The organism is Rothia sp. HMSC071C12 (genome assembly GCF_001813895.1).
Classification (GTDB): Bacteria; Actinomycetota; Actinomycetes; order Actinomycetales; family Micrococcaceae; genus Rothia; species Rothia mucilaginosa.
This window is the reverse complement of sequence record NZ_KV814378.1, coordinates 53,828-69,728: the sequence shown is the minus strand read 5'-3', so window position 1 is coordinate 69,728 and position 15,901 is coordinate 53,828. Positions and strand designations below refer to the sequence as shown.

Sequence of the window (15,901 nt, the reverse complement as noted above, 5' to 3'; positions counted from 1 at the left end):
AGGAGAAGAGTAATGTCAGAGCTGACCACTCAAAATCAGGCGGAGGAGCAGGGCCCGGCCCGCACCGTCGTCGTGGCTGAAGACGAGGCATTGATTCGCCTCGACATCGTTGAAATTCTGAAGGACCAGGGTTTCGATGTTGTTGCAGAAACCGATAACGGCAAGACCGCCGTCGAGCTAGCGCAGAAGCACCGCCCCGACCTCGTCCTCATGGATGTGAAGATGCCGATTATGGACGGCATCACCGCAGCTGAAGAAATCGCGAAGGAGCAGATCGCTCCCGTCGTTCTGCTGACCGCCTTCAGCCAGAAGGAACTCGTTGACCGTGCCGTTGAGGCAGGCGCTATGGCGTACGTCGTCAAGCCGTTCTCCCCGAACGACCTGGTTCCCGCAATCGAGGTGGCAATCAGCCGCTACGAGCAGATTCGCGCTCTCGAGAAGGAAGTTGGTACCATCCGCGACCAGTTCGAGACCCGCAAGCTGGTTGACCGCGCAAAGTCGCTGCTCATCACCAAGATGAACCTGACTGAGCCGGAAGCCTTCCGATGGATTCAGAAGACCTCCATGGACCGTCGCCTGTCCATGCGCGAAGTCTCCGACACCATCATCAAGCAGCTCTCCTAAATACGAGACGTACACAGTACAGATCGGTACAGGTACGAACGCACGCTACGGCGAAGACTAGGAATCGCCGCTGAGCACACACGGCTGGTGCATTGATGAACCAGCGCCTTATTCATGACACACAAACGCCCCACCCCTCACGATGAAGCTGAGGGACGGGGCGTTCGTGTTTAACGGTTCGCGGGTGTGCGCCGCGAATCGGGTGCCTAACGCGGGCGGGAACCCGGCGCTACACGGAACTTAACGCAGGTAGCGGTTCAAATCATCTTCGTCATTGTTTGGGCCGCTGATGGGGCGGTCCGTGGGGGAGCCAGCCCAGAGCATACCGCCGGTACCGAGCATTACGCCCAGCCACCAGAAGCTGCCGGGGTTGTTGATGGCGGTCACCAGGCACACCAGCATCACGCCGATTGCGATGGGCAGGACAATGCGCTTGGCGCGCACAATCTTCGGGTAACGCTTGAAATAGGGGGTGCGCTCGCGGGCCATGGTGCTCCTTCTGGTCGTACCTTCTGGTGGGGTGTCGGCGGGGTGCCGTGTACCCCGTGCTTCTACGATTTTAGGCTACTTGCTGAGACTGTAGGACTTTATACTGCGGGAGATTATGCAGTGGGGCGGGGAATCAGCATGTTGGTGATGCGTGCGGTGCAGGTGGTGCGGCCGCGCTCATCCACAATGTCGATGGAGTGGATGCACAGGGTGCGTCCGAGCTTGACAGCGGTGCAGGTTGCGGTAACCACGCCGGAGACTGCCGGGCGCACGTGGGTTGCGTTGATGTCCACACCGACTGCTACGAGGTTTTCGCCGCCGTGCACACCCGCGGAGAGCGAGCCGAGGGTCTCGGCGAGAACCACGTTGGCACCGCCGTGCAGCAGACCGATGGGCTGGGTGTTACCGGCGACGGGCATGGTCGCAACGGTGCGTTCTGCGGTGAGTTCCTGGAACTTAATGCCCATGGCGGGGATGAGCTCGCCCAGGCCGCGGGGGAAGTAGGGGTGCAGGTGCTCGGGGATGCCGCTTTCGGTCAGCTGCGCCTTGATTTCTTCTGCGCTGAGGGTGGTGGGTGCTGCCGCGCGGACGGGTGCGTGGTGTGTGTTGTTTTCAGTCATGACTTCCAGTGTACTCCTCGGTTTTTGTTGCTTTAGGCGGGATAGCTTTTCGCGGGTGCTTCCGGGTGCGGGTCAGCCCCGCCTCCTGAACTCAGGAGGCGGGGCTGAAAAACGCTATGGAAGCGGAGAGGATTAGGCGGAAATGGCTTCTGCCTTTTCGATGTCCTCGTCGCGGATTTCCTTATCGGGATTCGCTCCGATTGCCTTGGAGATGCGCTCGGTCAGGGTTGCGATGGTCGCGTCACCGGTCACGTTGGTCGCGGTGCCGAAGGAATCCTGAGCCAGGTACAGAGCAATCATCAGGGCAATCATGGAGGAGTCAAAGCCAAGCATAGACTCCAGCAGACCGATTGCGGTCATCACGCCACCGCCGGGAACGCCGGGAGCGGCAACCATCATCACGCCGAGCACTAGAATCATGGGAACCAGCGAACCGAAGTCGGGGCTCTTACCGGTCATGAACAGCACAGCCACCGCGCAGGAGGTAATGGTGATCATGGAGCCGGAGAGGTGAATGGTTGCGCACAGCGGAATCGCGAAGTCCACCACGCGAGCAGAGATGCCAGCCTTCTTTGCAGAACGCACGGTCACCGGGATGGTCGCAGCCGAAGACTGGGTGCCGATTGCGGTGAAGTACGCGGGCATCATGGTCTTGAGCATCTGGATGGGGCTACGGCGAGACACCGCGCCAGCCACCGAGTACTGCAGGGCCAGGGTGACCCAGTGCAGAATAATCACCATGACGAACACAAGACCGAAAACGGAGAGAATCTTGGCGACCTGACCGGCGAGGGTCATGTTCGCGAACACGCCCACAATGTGTACGGGCAGCAGGGGGATAATCACGTAGCTGAGCATCTTCTCAACGATGACCTGGAAGTCCTCGAAGAGGTTCAGCATTGCGCGGGTCTTCAAAGCGGTAATGCCCAGGCCCAGGATGAAGGAGAGAATCAGGGCGCTCAGCACGCCCATAATCGGGGTCAGCTGAATGGAAACGTAACCGGTGGAGAGGGCGTTCTCGGGGTTATCGAAGGATGCGAGCTGCTGACCCTTCAAGATGATGGGGTAGAGCAGCAGTGCGCAGGTCAGTGCCAGGAAGCCAGCAAGGACGCTGGAGAGGTATGCCAGACCCACGGTGATGCCGAGCATCTTGCCTGCACCCTGCGCGAGAGAACCAATGCCGGGCACGATGAAGCCGATAATAATCAGTGGAATCGCGAAGCTTAGGAAGGCGCTGAACACGGTGGAGAAGGAGACGAAGAGCTGCACAATGAAGTCGGTGGCGATGGATGCGCCGGTTGCGTCATTAATGCCGCTAATCATTCCGGGGGTCAGCAAGCCGATGAGTACACCCGATGCAATCGCGATGAGAATCCATACGAGAAGGGGTAGTTTTTTGAGTGCCTTCATAGTTTCCTAAATAAGGGTTCGTTGTGTGTTGAGCGCGGGATGTGCCCTCACGGTCCGGTGAATCCTGCCGGTGAATTCTGGGTAGAGTTCTGCCTATGAATACACGGGATGTGGGGGTTCCTACGCTGGAGGCGATAATAAGGTTATATATTATCTGGAAACTGTATTATTATCCACCTTATATAGTGGCTTGGGGCACAATTTTTGGGAGAAAAACTCACCAAACGCACCCCACCGGCACCTACATATGAGGTAAAACTCTTTCCACACACCCCGTTATTCCGCTATATGGCACAGCGCCGGCACCCAACACCTAACACAGCGCGGGCGCCTCCCCACAGTCCAAACCCGCAGCCACCATAAAACCAGCAGCCACGAAGCCAACCACCAAGAAAACTCAGACTCGATACACTAGAGGAGTGACTACAGAGAACAAAACCCTCCTGCTCATTGACGGACACTCCCTCGCCCTACGCTCCTTCTTCGGCATCTACACCATGGCCGAAAAGACCGGACAGCACATCTTCGTGCGCAGCGACGGCCAGCACACCGAAGCCGTCCACGCCTTCCTCTCCACCCTGCTGAGCATCATCAAAGACAACCAGCCCAGCCACATCGCCGTAGCCTTCGACCTACCCGGCGGCACCTTCCGCACCGCCGAATACGGCGAATACAAGGGCGGCCGCAACGCCATCCCCGAAGCCTTTAACGGCCAGATTGACCTCATCAAAAAGATGCTCGGCGCGCTCAACATCCCCGCGCTCACCTACGAAAACTACGAAGCCGACGACATCGTCGCAACCCTCACCCGCCGCGGCACCGAAGCCGGCTACAAGGTCCTCATCCTCTCCGGCGATCGCGACATCTTCCAGCTCGTCACCGACGACGTCACCCTGCTCTACCCGGTCACCACCGGCCCCTCCAAGGGTATTCAGCGCATGGACCCCGCCGCCGTCGAAAAGAAAACCAAAGTACCCCCGCACATGTACCCCGACCTCGCCGCCCTCACCGGCGAACAGGCGGACAACCTGCCCGGCGTACCCGGAGTGGGCCCCGGCTTCGCCGCCAAATGGCTCGGCGAATACGGCTCCCTCGACGCCGTCATCGAAAACAGCGACAAAATCGGCGGTAAGAAGGGCGAAGCACTACGCGAAAACATCGACAACGTCGTGCGCAACCGCCGCCTCAACCAGCTCGTCAACGACCTCGACCTGAACGTCACCCTCGAAGACACCGCATTCACCCCCGACCTGGATGCACTCAACACCTTCTTCGACGAAGTAGAGTTCCGCACCATCCGCAAGCGCGCCGCCGACACCCTCGGCCCCATCGTGCGTGCCGCCGGATCCGCTGGCTCTGCAAGTTCCACCGCAGAAGTAGGGGAGGAGGGCGCCACCAAGAAAGCACCCACCGGCCCCGTCTACGCACCCATTGCCACCAGCGCACCCACCAAAAACGCAGACGTAGCAGCATTCCGCGCCTTCTGCGCCGCCGCAGCCGAAGAAAACTACGGCAACGACGAACAGGGTGCGCCCATCGCCGTACCCGAACGCCTCGAAGGTGCCGTGACCCTCTACCCGGTCACCAACCTGCCCGTAGCGCGCCCCGCCATCGGCGACGCACCCGCCGTCAAGGTCACCAAAACCAAGATCCGCGCTGCCGAAGAAAACCCCGAACTGCTCGGCGTGCTCCTCACCAGCAAGAACACCAGCCTCTGGATCGACACCCGCACCATCGACCCGGAACTCGACGCCGCCCTCGCCGCCTGGCTCTCTGACGAAGCAGCCCGCAAAATCGTCATGGACCTCAAGGTTCAGCGCAAACTCCTGCGCGCCTACGGCTACGAACTCGCTGGCGCCGTCGAAGACCCCGTCCTGTCCTCTTACATGTGCGGCTTCATCCCCACCGCAACCCGCAAGCTCTTCTCCGAACGCATGGAAGACCTCGCCGAACGTTACCTCTGGATCCCCAAGGACCCCTACGCGCAGCTCGTCTTCCAACCCGAAGAAGACGAGGCAGAACCCTCCCTCTTCAGCCTGCCCGGCGAAGCCGAACCCGTCGAAAACCTGCGCTACTTCACGCAAATTAGCCGCATCATCCACGAACTCGCACGCCTGCTGCACTACGAAATGGAAGAACACGGCCAGCTGAAAGTCTACGAAGAAATCGAACTGCCGCTACTCTACGTCCTCGCAGACATGGAGCAGGCAGGTATCGCTGTCTCCGACGCGCTCCTTGCCGAACTGCACGACACCTTCTCCGCACGCGCTAACCAGGCACAGGACGCCGCACGCACCATCATCGGCGACACCGTCCAAACCGACGACGGCGAAGAACCCCTCAATCTCGCCTCCGTCAAACAGCTGCAGACCGTGCTCTTCGACAAGCTCGCCCTGCCGCACACCCGCAAAATCAAATCCGGCTACTCCACCGACGCCGAATCCGTCACCGAACTGCTCACCAAAATCTCCCCGGAGTCCGACGGTGCCGCATTCCTCGGTGCGCTCGCCGCCTACCGCGACAACATCAAGCTCGTACAGACCGTCGAAGGCCTGCAGAAAGCAGCCGCCGACGACGGACGCGTGTACACCACCTTCCAGCAGGGTGCCGCCGCCACCGGCCGCCTCTCCTCGACCGCGCCGAACCTGCAGAACATCCCGATCCGCACCGAAGAAGGCCGCCGCATCCGTGGAGCCTTCATCGTCGCGCCCGCACCCGTCGACGGCGTGGAGTACGAGGGTCTGCTCACCGCCGACTACTCGCAGATCGAAATGCGCATCATGGTGCACCTCGCCGCCGACGAGAAGCTCATCGCAGCCTACGAAGCGGGGGAGGACCTGCACCGTTACGTCGGCTCCGAAGTCTTCGGCGTAGCCCCCGAAGAAGTCACCCCCGAACAGCGTTCCAAGGTCAAGGCAATGTCCTACGGCCTGGCATACGGCCTGTCCCGCTTCGGCCTCGCCAAGCAGCTGAACATCAGCTCCGACGAAGCAGGCGAACTGCGCACCAACTACTTCAAGCGCTTCGGACGCGTGGGACGCTTCCTGCGCGGCGTGCTCAAGCAGGCACACCAGGACGGCTACACCGAAACCATTTTCGGTCGCCGCCGCGTGCTGCCCGACCTGGACTCGCCCAACCGTGTACGCCGTGAAGCCGCCGAGCGCGCCGCCCTCAACGCCCCGATTCAGGGCACCGCCGCGGACATCATCAAGATCGCCATGATCAATATTCACCGCCGCCTGCGCGAAGAGGGCCTGAAGACCCGCATGCTGCTGCAGGTGCACGACGAAATCATCCTCGAAGTCGCCACCGGTGAGCGTGAAGCCGCCGAACGCGTGCTCGTCGAGGAGATGAGTGGTGCCGCCTCCCTGCGTGTTCCTCTGGATGTGCAGGTCGGCTGGGGCAAGTCTTGGCAGGAGGCAGGCCACTAGGTTCGTTTCTTCTCTCGGCTCTGCACGGAAAGCGGTATTCGTCCTCGTTCCTACAGGGGCACCCGCCCTCGCTTCGCTTCGGGCACCCTGATGTCACTACGGACGATACCGCCTTTCCGCGCTGGGGGTAGCAGGTCACCGAGCGGGTGCGGCCGCGTTTTCCGGGTAGCTGCTCAGCGAGCCGCTCTTGGCCCCGCTACCGGAGCGTGCCGGTGCACCTTCCGGAAGCGACATCAGGGTACCCTCTCGGGTGCTCTCCGCAGCGAAGCAAGGAGAGAGCGGAGCGCCCGAGAGGGTGGGTTCCCCTGTAGGAGCGTAGGAAGGTGCGCACCGGTCGCATCCTTGGGTGGGGAGAGGAACGAGGACGGGCGCCGTCCCCTCCGCAAACCACAACGTAAACCACAAGTTCAAAACCGCAAATAAGTACGGGAATCCCGGGCGCGTAACCATTGACGACACGCCCGGGATTCCCGTACACTATTAATCGCGTGTACCAACGTACGGGTTTTCTATGCTCTTTTTTCTCCTTAAGAAAACGGGGAGAAAACGGGCACAGACCGCTCGCACACCCTGCTGAGAGCATCTGCTTCCGGTGGGTGGTACACATTGTAAGTATCCGTCAGCTCGACGTTTCCTCACCCCGTTCAAAGGCGTTAGCGGCCCTATGCCGTGCGCGCCGGGGTGAAAAAGTGAGCCGGTCGGCGCCTCCACTCGGGGGTGTTGAACGGCGAACCGGCAGCGTCGACCTATTAGAAATCCAATTGGAGCCCTCACTACATGAGCACCAACATCCCTCAGGTCGCAATCAACGACATCGGCGACGAGCAGGCATTCCTCGAGGCAGTCGAGAAGACCATCAAGGTCTTCAACGACGGCGATCTCGTCTCCGGCCAGGTCGTTAAGATCGACCACGATGAGGTTCTGCTCGACATCGGTTACAAGACCGAAGGCGTCATCCCCTCCCGCGAGCTGTCCATCAAGCACGACATCGACCCCTCTGAGGTTGTCGAGCTCGGCTCCGAGGTTGAGGCACTCGTCCTCACCAAGGAGGACAAGGAAGGTCGCCTGATCCTCTCCAAGAAGCGCGCACAGTACGAGCGTGCATGGGGCGACATCGAGAAGGTCAAGGAAAACGACGGCGTCGTTACCGGTACCGTTATCGAGGTTGTCAAGGGTGGCCTTATCCTCGACATCGGTCTGCGTGGCTTCCTGCCCGCATCCCTCGTTGAGATGCGCCGCGTCCGCGACCTCGCACCTTACATCGGTCAGCAGATCGAAGCTAAGATCATCGAGCTGGACAAGAACCGCAACAACGTTGTTCTGTCCCGCCGTGCATACCTGGAAGAGACTCAGTCCGCTGTTCGCTCCTCCTTCCTCAACGAGCTGGAGAAGGGTCAGGTCCGCGAGGGCGTTGTCTCCTCCATCGTCAACTTCGGTGCATTCGTGGACCTGGGTGGCGTGGACGGTCTGGTTCACGTTTCCGAGCTGTCCTGGAAGCACATCGACCACCCGTCCGAGGTTGTCGAGGTTGGCCAGCCCGTTACCGTCGAGGTTCTCGAGGTGGACCTGGACCGCGAGCGCGTGTCCCTGTCCCTCAAGGCAACCCAGGAAGATCCGTGGCAGGCATTTGCTCGCACCCACGCTCTGGGTCAGATTGTTCCCGGCAAGGTCACCAAGCTCGTTCCCTTCGGTGCATTCGTGCGCGTTGAGGACGGCATCGAGGGCCTCGTCCACATCTCCGAGCTGGCAACCCGCCACGTTGATCTGGCTGAGCAGGTCGTCTCCGTTGGTGAAGAGGTCTTCGTTAAGATCATCGACATCGACATGGACCGCCGCCGCATCTCCCTGTCCCTCAAGCAGGCAAACGAGGGCGTTGACCCCAACGCTACCGAGTTTGACCCCGCTCTGTACGGCATGGCTGCAGAGTACGACGAGGCTGGCAACTACAAGTACCCCGAGGGCTTCGACCCCGAGGCTAACGAGTGGCTGGAAGGCTTCGACGCACAGCGCGAGGCTTGGGAAGCACAGTACGCAGAGGCACAGGCTCGCTTCGAGGCTCACAAGGTTCAGGTTGCTAAGGCTCTCGAGGCTGACGCAGAGGCTGCAGCAGCAGCTCCCGCAGCAGCTGAGCCCGCACCGACCTCTTACTCCTCCGAGGAGCCCGCTTCCGCAGGTACCCTCGCATCGGATGAGGCACTGGCTGAGCTCCGCAAGAAGCTGACCGGCAACTAATCTGCCGCTCAGATGAGCACTCATCAGGCGTAATAGCCGATAGGTAACCCCCGCGTGGGGTGCCTAGAGCAGAGGAACCCCCTCACCTCCCGTTTGGGAGGTGAGGGGGTTCTTTGCGTTATTGGGGGCCGGGTGAGTCGGGGTTGGGGGACGTTGGGAGCCGGGGTACGTGCCCGGTGTTGCTGTGCTCTGTATTGCTGCGCCCCGTGTTGCTGGGGAGGATTTTAGGCGGCGGTCATCTGCTCCCAGACGGCGCGCACCTGCTCGGCGGTTTCCTCCAGCGAGCCGCCATTATCGATAATCCAGGTTGCGACCGCCTCACGCTGCTCGTCGGTTGCCTGCGCGGCGATGCGGGCGCGCGCATCCTCCTCACTCATGCCGCGTGAAGATACGAGGCGCTGCAGGCGAGTCGCCAGGGGAGTGCGCACCACGACCACGCCCTCAAAAGCGGACGGGTCGCCGGTCTCCACGAGCAGAGGAATATCCTCCAGCACCACGCCGCTAAAACCGGGTTCGGACTGCGCCTGCTCCACCAGCTGTGCGGCACGCTCACGAATAGCGGGATGCACAATTGCGTTCAGACGCAGGCGCGCCTGCTCATCATTGAACACGATACGCGCCAGGGCGGGGCGGTTGAGGCGGCCGTCCTCATCGAGCAGATGCTCACCGAACTCCGCGACCGTGCGGGCGAGCACCGCCTCGCCGGGCTCCATGAGGGAGCGGGAGATAGCGTCCGCATCCACCAGGAACGCGCCCTGCTCAACGAAGAGGGAGGCGATGGTGCTCTTGCCGCTGCCGATACCGCCGGTGAGGGCGTAACGGCGCAGGGCAGTGGAGGCGGGGGAAGAAGGCTGGGACATGGACGGTGCTCCTGACGGGCTGTGCCACAATAGATAGGTACTGATTAGAGGAGGACACATGCAGGAAGAAACTCGCGCCAACCGATACCTTGTGCCGCGCGGCGATGAGCCCTATGAGAGCCTCCTCGAAATTAAGCGTAGCGAATTTATCGGTCACATCAAGCGCGTGAGTACCGTTGAGGAGGCGCGCGCCTACATTGAGTCGGTGCGCAAGACCTACCACGATGCCCGCCACGTGTGTTCGGCGTTCATTATTGGTGCTGACCGCGATATTCAGCGTTCCTCCGATGATGGTGAGCCCGCCGGTACCGCCGGTGTGCCGATGATGCAGGCGCTGCTGGCGCGTCAGACCCGCGAGGACGGCACCACCGACCTGTCGGATGTGGTTGCGGTGGTCGTGCGCTATTTCGGTGGCATTAAGCTTGGCGCGGGCGGTTTGGTGCGCGCCTACACTGATTCGGTGGTGCAGACCCTGGATGGTGCGCTATTCGATTCGCGTGAGCGTCTGCGTGTGGGTCAGGTGCCCAGTTCGCATGCGGATGCTGGCCGCCTGGAGAACGAGATTCGTGCCGCCGGTCTGAATGTGCTGGGTACCGAGTACGGTGCGGAGGGTGCCACGATTTCCTTGGGCGTGTTTGACCGCTCGGAGGAGCTGGCGCGTGCCGAGGAGCTGGTGGTGAGCCTGAGTTCCGGTGCGGCGAGTGTGACCTGGGGGGACACGCAGTGGGTGGATTTGCCGGTCTAGGTTACCGCTCCCTATATTCTCGGTCTTAGATTTCCGGTCCCAGATTTTCGGGCTAGAGCGCCTGCCTAAAGCCCCCAAAACCCAAAAGATAGTCCAACCTTAGTTAATAGTTACTCTAACCCTAGTAATTGCCCGCTAAAGCTGATAGCCTAAAAAGCGTTGCGGAACGCACACGCCCCTCCACGGCACGGGCAACGGGTTCGTCACCAGCGGTAACCCAGCCCGGCGCCTCCACGAGGCAACGCGTGCGCCCGCACCGACGGGCAGGGCTCAACGCTGACATCTCAGCGCCGAGAACTGGGTACTATCTCAGCGCTGAGGTCCTGATGCTGACGTCTTGAAGCTATAGCTTAGTTGCTCAAGGAACGAGGCACAGCTGTATGCCGGTACTATACGATCCGGCAGACGGTAGTGTGTGCACGAACCATCTGCCGGTAGGCGCTGAGCCCCGCCCGTCACCTTACGAAGAATCAGCTAACGAACGCTCTGAAGAGCTCAAGGTCGTGAAAACGTGACGCAGTCGGGAACCTACTATCAACAAGTAGACGAACAAGCAGGCAAAAACTCATCAGAGCAGTCCGCGGGCAGCCGCGGCGGCACCGCGACCCTCAACCGCCAGGGAGCGCGCCTCCCCAAGATGGGCACTGTCGAGCAGCTTGAACCCGCCACCGTCGCCCAGCTACTCAACGCCTACCGCCAGCAGAACCTCGGCACCCTTCTGAGCGTGCTCACGCAGCGTCCGGCAGAGTTTGCCCGTCAGCTCGGCAGGCTCTGCCGCGTCTTCCCCGAACACGTTCACGCTATCGCCCAGGCGTTTGGCGCCGTGGGCCGCGCCCTGCCCATTGACGAGCTGGTGCGCTTGCACAACCGCTATTCCAACGCCGCCCGCGGAGTTGGCGAACACCTCAGCCTGGACAACTCCGGCGTGGCGCACCTGGTTCAGAGCCCAGCACTGAGCCGTGAAGGTGCGGGTCACCTGCTTATGGCGGTTGAACTCTGCCTCGCCGGCAGGATGCGCGGGCTCACCATCGCCATGCCCGCCACCGAGGCATTCACCCCGGCTGATCAGGCGCCAAGCCTCGGCTCCTGCAACCCCGCCCTGGACGGTGCCCTCAACGCTTTTGAACCGGCAGGCTGGGAGCCGTTCTCCCTGGACGGCAGCGAAGTGCTGCTCGCGACCGGTGTGCGCGATGTGCCCGATGGCTACGAGCTGTCCCTCTGGCTGCTCGACGACGACTACCAGTGCCGCGCCCGCATTGAGCGCGGCGCCCCGCAGGTATGCGTGGCAAGCTTCTACGATGAAGAAGTCATCACCCGCACCGTGGAAGAAACCGGGTCGGGTGAAGCTGGCCTGGTCGAAAACTACCGTGTGGAGGAGTACGCGGAACTGGACTTCCTCAACGCCATGGACCGGCAGGTACGCTACGTGGCGGTCACCGCCGCGGTGGGGGAGCCGCTGCTGTCTGTACTGAACGAGAAGAGCGCGGTGCCGAATAGTATTCCCGACCCTGCTGCTTTTGCGAACGGTGCGGGCGCCTCCCGGTTTGCGAGGAGTGCCCGCCCGGATATCCGCACCGCTGCCGTGGTCGGTAAGGGCCTGCGCACCGTCAATCACCGCGGCATGCTGCCGGTGTTGGGCGTGCCGAACCGCACCGTGTGCGCGGTGATTGACCTGTATAAGCAGCGCATTTGCGTGCCGGGTGTGGGTATTCCGCGCGGGCTGAGCGTGGAGGATGAAGAGCGCACCATGCAGCTGATTTTGAGCGCCCTGAACGGGTACCTTCCGCTAACGAACCGGGCGCTGATGAGCCTCGCCGGAGCCACCGTGGAGGTGCGCTAGCACTGCGGTCAACTAGCGCTGCCGTCAACTATCACTGTGGCGCCCCACGGCTACAAACCAATAAAATACCGCCCGGAATCGTGTTGTGAGCACGGTTCCGGGCGGTACGTGTTTAACGAACTAACCAATCGCCAGGCGAGCTAGTTGCCGGATTAGCTAGCCGCGGGACCCTGACCGTTGATGATGCGCTGCGCCTCATCCTCGGTCAGCTGGTAGCCGTAGAAGGTCGAGTAGAACTCGCGGGTCTCCTTCACCAGGTCAACGTCGGAGAACTTCTCGGGATGGAACAGCTTCGCCGCCCACAGAATCTGCAGAGCCTCCTCGGCGGAGTAGCGGTCCCAGTTGAAGGTGCCGACCGGGTTCTTAATAATTTTGCCGTTCTTCACCGCCGGAACGTCAGCCCACGCGGCGTCCGCCTTAATCGCGTCCACGCCCTTCTGCGCATCCGCGCCGCCAATGATGATGTACTCCGGCTGTGAGGCAATAATCTGCTCCAGGGAAATGTTCTTCAAGTTCTCCACGCCGTCCAGGGAGTTCTTCGCACCCGAAAGCTTCATCCATTCACCAATTAGGGAGTTCGAGCCGTCCACCTTCGTCAGGTCAGAACCGCCCGCAATGTGCAGAACCTTCGGGGACTCGGTGACGCCCTGCAGGCGCTCCTTGATGAGGTTCTCGTTCTTCTCCAGGTACGCCAGGTACTTCTCGGCACGCTCAATCGCCTCATCGGTGCCAATGACCTCGGCGGTCAGCTCAACGGTGCGCTTCAGATCCGCGAAGTTCTGGAACTCCACGTGCACCGCCGGGATACCCGCCTCAGATGCCTTCGCAATCTGCTCCTTCGAGGAGGCGAGTAGCACCTCCGGCTTATCGGCAAGCAGCTGCTCCATGTTCACGTCGGTGCCCTTCACCGGCGCGTCAACCTTCTCAATACCGGGGTACACCTGCTTGAACCATGCCAGGGACTTCACGGTAGAGGTGGTGGACACCAGCTTCTCAGCGCCGCCGAGCAGCAGAACCACCTGGTTGTTTGCGTGCCACAGGTCAGCGATGCGCTCCGGGGTGGTGGGTACGGTGACCTCCTTGCCGTCAATGTCCTTAATGACCTTGGTGCCGTCACCGTTATCCTTCACGAAGAAGCTGGTGTGCTTCTTCGAGCTCTGAGAGGAGGCGGAAGCGGACACCGAGCTCGAGGCGGAACCCGATGCAGAGGAGGAGGCGGTGTTCGCGGCACCGCAACCGGTCAGCGCAGCCAGCAGCAGGGAAGTGGTCAGGGCAATGCCGGTGTGGAACTTCGTAATCTTCATGATGTGTCTTTCTGTGTCGATAGGGTGGGTGAATAACCCGGCGGCGGCCTGGGTGGGGCAGGCGTGCTAGGGACACGCCTCCCACAAGACAAAGGGCACCTCTACCGTATCTCTTGTGTGCCACCCAAACCACCGCCGGAAATCTAAACGCTGCGGAGCCTCAGATATCGAGGCTCGTCATGTGCACGCTGGAACGACCCAGCTCGGGGGAGTAAGCCACCGTCAGGCCGGTATTGAAGGTGCGGGAGAGAACCTCGCTCGTGAGCACCTTGGAGGCGCGGCCCGTCAAAAGTTGAGCCGGCGCATCTGCAGGTACCTCCGGCGTTGCGTTTGGCACGGTATCGGGCATATCGCGCGCACCAAGCAGGGCGACGGTCGCATCCAGCATGAGGGCGTGATCCGGGTTGTGGGTCGTGAAGATGACCCCGTACCCGGCATCGCGCAGCTGCCGAATTTTCCGCAGAACCTTCGCCTGATTCGCCACATCGAGGGCGCTCGTCGGCTCGTCCAAAACGATAAGCGGGGCGTCTTGCACCAGGGTTCGGGCAATACCCACCTGCTGACGCTGACCACCCGACAGCTCATCCAACGGGGAATGTGCCAGGTCGAGCAGACCCAGCTCCTCCATCACGGTGTGCACCTGCTCACGGTCACGGCTCGAGGGTGAAGAGAACAACCCGATATAGGGTGCGCGACCCATCAGCAGGTACTCGGTCACGGTGTAGGAGATGCCGCGACCCTCCATCTGCGGAAGGTAGGCGATGCGGCGGGCACGCTCGGTCGCGGTCAAAGAATCTAGCGGCTCACCGCCCAGGTGGACGGTGCCCTCGGTGAGCGAGTGCAAACCAATCAGGGAGTTCAACAGGGTGGACTTACCCACACCGTTGCGACCCAGAATGGCGAGGACCTCACCGCGGCGCACCTGCAGGTTCACGTTGCGGAAAATCCAGCGGCTGGAGCGGTGCCCGGAACGGTGCAGACCAGCGCGGCGGCGATTGATGCGCTCGCCCCGGTGGCCGTAACGGAAGCCCGCATCGTCCAGGTGCAGCAGAACCTCGGCGCTCGCATCCGTGCGGTGCTGAGCATCGGGAACGGAAGGCGACATTACTTCACCCGAACCTTTCCAAGCAGCAGCAACGCCACGTACAGGGGCGTGCCAATGAAGCCGGTCAGTACGCTCAGAGGAACCTCCGCGCTGGTGAGGCTACGCGCCAGGGTATCGACGAACATCATGAACGAAGCACCCATCAGAATGGACAGCGGCATGAGCTTGGTCGTGTCACTACCGACCAGCAGGCGGCACAGGTGCGGAATGACCAGGCCAACCCAAGAAATCGGGCCGCCAATACACACGCTGGTCGCGGTGACCAGGGTTGCCAGCAGAATGGTGATACCGCGGGTGCGGGTCAGGTTAATGCCGAGGGTGCGCGCCTCATCGTCACCGAGCGAGAGGATATTGATGCGCCAACGCATCGCCAAGAGCAACAGAATGCAGGGCACCGCCACCAGCGCAAACTGCGTGAGTGCTTCCGCGCGTACGTCCTGCAGGGAACCCATCTGCCAGAACACGATCTGTGCCAGCTGAGTTTCAGGGTTCGCAATGAACTTCAACGCACCGAGTGCGGCGGTGCCGAAGCCACCCACAATCACGCCCGAGAGCACCAGCATGAGCGTGGACTGATTCTTCAACAGGTGAGGAATACTCACGGTCAGCAGCACGGCGGCGAGACCACCGGCGAGGGCGGAACCCTGAATCGCGAGGCTCGTGCCCACACCCAGCAGAATGGCGGAGGCGGCACCCACCGACGCACCCTGCGAAACACCCAGCAGGTACGGGGAGACCAACGGGTTACGGAAGACCGCCTGGAAAGTAGCGCCCGCAATGGCGAGGGCTGCACCGATGAGCCCGGCGGCGAGCAGACGCGGAATACGCACGGTCAGCAGCATATTTTCGGCGGGCTTGTAGACTTTCAGGTCCATGCCGAACCAGTTCTTACCGAGAATGCGGAAGAGCTCGTCCAATTCGAGCGGGTACCTGCCGGTGATGAGCGAGAGGTAGGTGACGCCCAACAGAATGGCGAGGGCGATGAGCAGAATCAGCGGGTACGAGGACGCGAAGAGGGTGCTACGATGCTCGGTTTTGGTAGCTAAGGTGGCAGCCGGTGCGCCGGTGGGGTTCGCCTCCGGGTTTGCTTCTGTGCATTCGTTCGGGGTTGCCTGTGAAGCTGTCTCCGTGGTCGTGCTCATGGAGTCCTTCCGTGCGCTCTTGTGGTCCCGTTCTGTCTGCGTGTGTGCTCTAAACATATGTGAGCCACATCAAGGAGGCAAAGGGTGCGGGTGCGGAGT

The 15,901-nt window shown here is 61.5% G+C and carries 12 protein-coding genes; 5 read left to right on the top strand and 7 right to left on the bottom strand.

The window, feature by feature from the left end; translation table 11 throughout:
- Nucleotides 1-12: 12 nt before the first annotated feature.
- Nucleotides 13-624 carry an ANTAR domain-containing response regulator gene (locus HMPREF2942_RS08055; RefSeq protein ID WP_005509159.1) on the top strand — a complete coding sequence of 204 codons (612 nt, stop codon included), beginning with the start codon at nt 13-15 and terminating at the stop codon, nt 622-624.
- A gap of 240 nt (nt 625-864) precedes the next feature.
- Here HMPREF2942_RS08055 and HMPREF2942_RS08050 read toward each other — a convergent pair whose 3' ends face one another.
- The 3 genes from HMPREF2942_RS08050 to HMPREF2942_RS08040 all read right to left on the bottom strand — a co-directional run bounded on the left by HMPREF2942_RS08050 (nt 865) and on the right by HMPREF2942_RS08040 (nt 3,143).
- The gene (locus tag HMPREF2942_RS08050) at nt 865-1,113 is read right to left on the bottom strand and encodes a hypothetical protein (protein ID WP_005506231.1); all 249 of its coding nucleotides are present in this window, start codon (nt 1,111-1,113) and stop codon (nt 865-867) included.
- A 113-nt stretch (nt 1,114-1,226) separates the two neighbouring features.
- Nucleotides 1,227-1,733 (bottom strand): PaaI family thioesterase, encoded by a 507-nt coding sequence (locus HMPREF2942_RS08045; RefSeq protein ID WP_070543074.1) that lies wholly within the window; start codon nt 1,731-1,733, stop codon nt 1,227-1,229.
- A gap of 132 nt (nt 1,734-1,865) precedes the next feature.
- Nucleotides 1,866-3,143, bottom strand: coding sequence for a dicarboxylate/amino acid:cation symporter (locus HMPREF2942_RS08040; RefSeq protein ID WP_070634352.1), 1,278 nt, complete (start codon nt 3,141-3,143; stop codon nt 1,866-1,868).
- A gap of 419 nt (nt 3,144-3,562) precedes the next feature.
- Between HMPREF2942_RS08040 and polA the strand changes: the two genes are divergently transcribed.
- Complete coding sequence (gene polA, locus HMPREF2942_RS08035) at nt 3,563-6,574, top strand: DNA polymerase I (protein WP_070688818.1); 3,012 nt, start codon at nt 3,563-3,565, stop codon at nt 6,572-6,574.
- 777 nt (nt 6,575-7,351) lie between these two features.
- Nucleotides 7,352-8,806: a 30S ribosomal protein S1 gene (gene rpsA, locus HMPREF2942_RS08030; RefSeq protein ID WP_005506223.1), complete on the top strand. Its 1,455-nt coding sequence runs from the start codon at nt 7,352-7,354 to the stop codon at nt 8,804-8,806.
- A gap of 224 nt (nt 8,807-9,030) precedes the next feature.
- Here rpsA and coaE read toward each other — a convergent pair whose 3' ends face one another.
- On the bottom strand, nt 9,031-9,666 hold the full coding sequence (coaE, locus tag HMPREF2942_RS08025; RefSeq protein WP_049353143.1) for a dephospho-CoA kinase: 636 nt from the start codon (nt 9,664-9,666) through the stop codon (nt 9,031-9,033).
- A gap of 58 nt (nt 9,667-9,724) precedes the next feature.
- Here coaE and HMPREF2942_RS08020 point away from each other — a divergent pair, with 58 nt between their 5' ends.
- Complete coding sequence (locus tag HMPREF2942_RS08020) at nt 9,725-10,411, top strand: IMPACT family protein (protein WP_049353142.1); 687 nt, start codon at nt 9,725-9,727, stop codon at nt 10,409-10,411.
- A 511-nt stretch (nt 10,412-10,922) separates the two neighbouring features.
- Nucleotides 10,923-12,251, top strand: coding sequence for a 2-oxoglutarate dehydrogenase (locus HMPREF2942_RS08015; protein ID WP_070634110.1), 1,329 nt, complete (start codon nt 10,923-10,925; stop codon nt 12,249-12,251).
- Between the two features lie 152 nt (nt 12,252-12,403).
- Here the strand turns inward: HMPREF2942_RS08015 and HMPREF2942_RS08010 are convergent, their stop codons facing one another.
- From HMPREF2942_RS08010 to HMPREF2942_RS08000, 3 genes are all read right to left on the bottom strand, one after another.
- A complete protein-coding gene (locus HMPREF2942_RS08010) occupies nt 12,404-13,555 on the bottom strand; it encodes an ABC transporter substrate-binding protein (protein WP_246822826.1) in 1,152 nt (383 codons plus the stop codon).
- A gap of 160 nt (nt 13,556-13,715) precedes the next feature.
- Nucleotides 13,716-14,660, bottom strand: a complete 945-nt coding sequence (locus HMPREF2942_RS08005) for an ABC transporter ATP-binding protein (protein WP_083313478.1) — start codon at nt 14,658-14,660, stop codon at nt 13,716-13,718.
- Nucleotides 14,660-15,802, bottom strand: coding sequence for a FecCD family ABC transporter permease (locus tag HMPREF2942_RS08000; protein ID WP_083313477.1), 1,143 nt, complete (start codon nt 15,800-15,802; stop codon nt 14,660-14,662). The genes HMPREF2942_RS08005 and HMPREF2942_RS08000 overlap by 1 nt, the downstream gene beginning before the upstream one ends.
- Nucleotides 15,803-15,901 lie beyond the last annotated feature (99 nt).

Bases quoted from the DNA above. Each gene is read 5' to 3' on its own strand.
- HMPREF2942_RS08055 (WP_005509159.1), top strand. From the start codon at position 13: ATGTCAGAGCTGACCACTCAAAATCAGGCGGAGGAGCAGGGCCCGGCC.
- HMPREF2942_RS08050 (WP_005506231.1), bottom strand. From the start codon at position 1,113: ATGGCCCGCGAGCGCACCCCCTATTTCAAGCGTTACCCGAAGATTGTG.
- HMPREF2942_RS08045 (WP_070543074.1), bottom strand. From the start codon at position 1,733: ATGACTGAAAACAACACACACCACGCACCCGTCCGCGCGGCAGCACCC.
- HMPREF2942_RS08040 (WP_070634352.1), bottom strand. From the start codon at position 3,143: ATGAAGGCACTCAAAAAACTACCCCTTCTCGTATGGATTCTCATCGCG.
- rpsA (WP_005506223.1), top strand. From the start codon at position 7,352: ATGAGCACCAACATCCCTCAGGTCGCAATCAACGACATCGGCGACGAG.
- coaE (WP_049353143.1), bottom strand. From the start codon at position 9,666: ATGTCCCAGCCTTCTTCCCCCGCCTCCACTGCCCTGCGCCGTTACGCC.
- HMPREF2942_RS08020 (WP_049353142.1), top strand. From the start codon at position 9,725: ATGCAGGAAGAAACTCGCGCCAACCGATACCTTGTGCCGCGCGGCGAT.
- HMPREF2942_RS08010 (WP_246822826.1), bottom strand. From the start codon at position 13,555: ATGAAGATTACGAAGTTCCACACCGGCATTGCCCTGACCACTTCCCTG.
- HMPREF2942_RS08005 (WP_083313478.1), bottom strand. From the start codon at position 14,660: ATGTCGCCTTCCGTTCCCGATGCTCAGCACCGCACGGATGCGAGCGCC.
- HMPREF2942_RS08000 (WP_083313477.1), bottom strand. From the start codon at position 15,802: ATGAGCACGACCACGGAGACAGCTTCACAGGCAACCCCGAACGAATGC.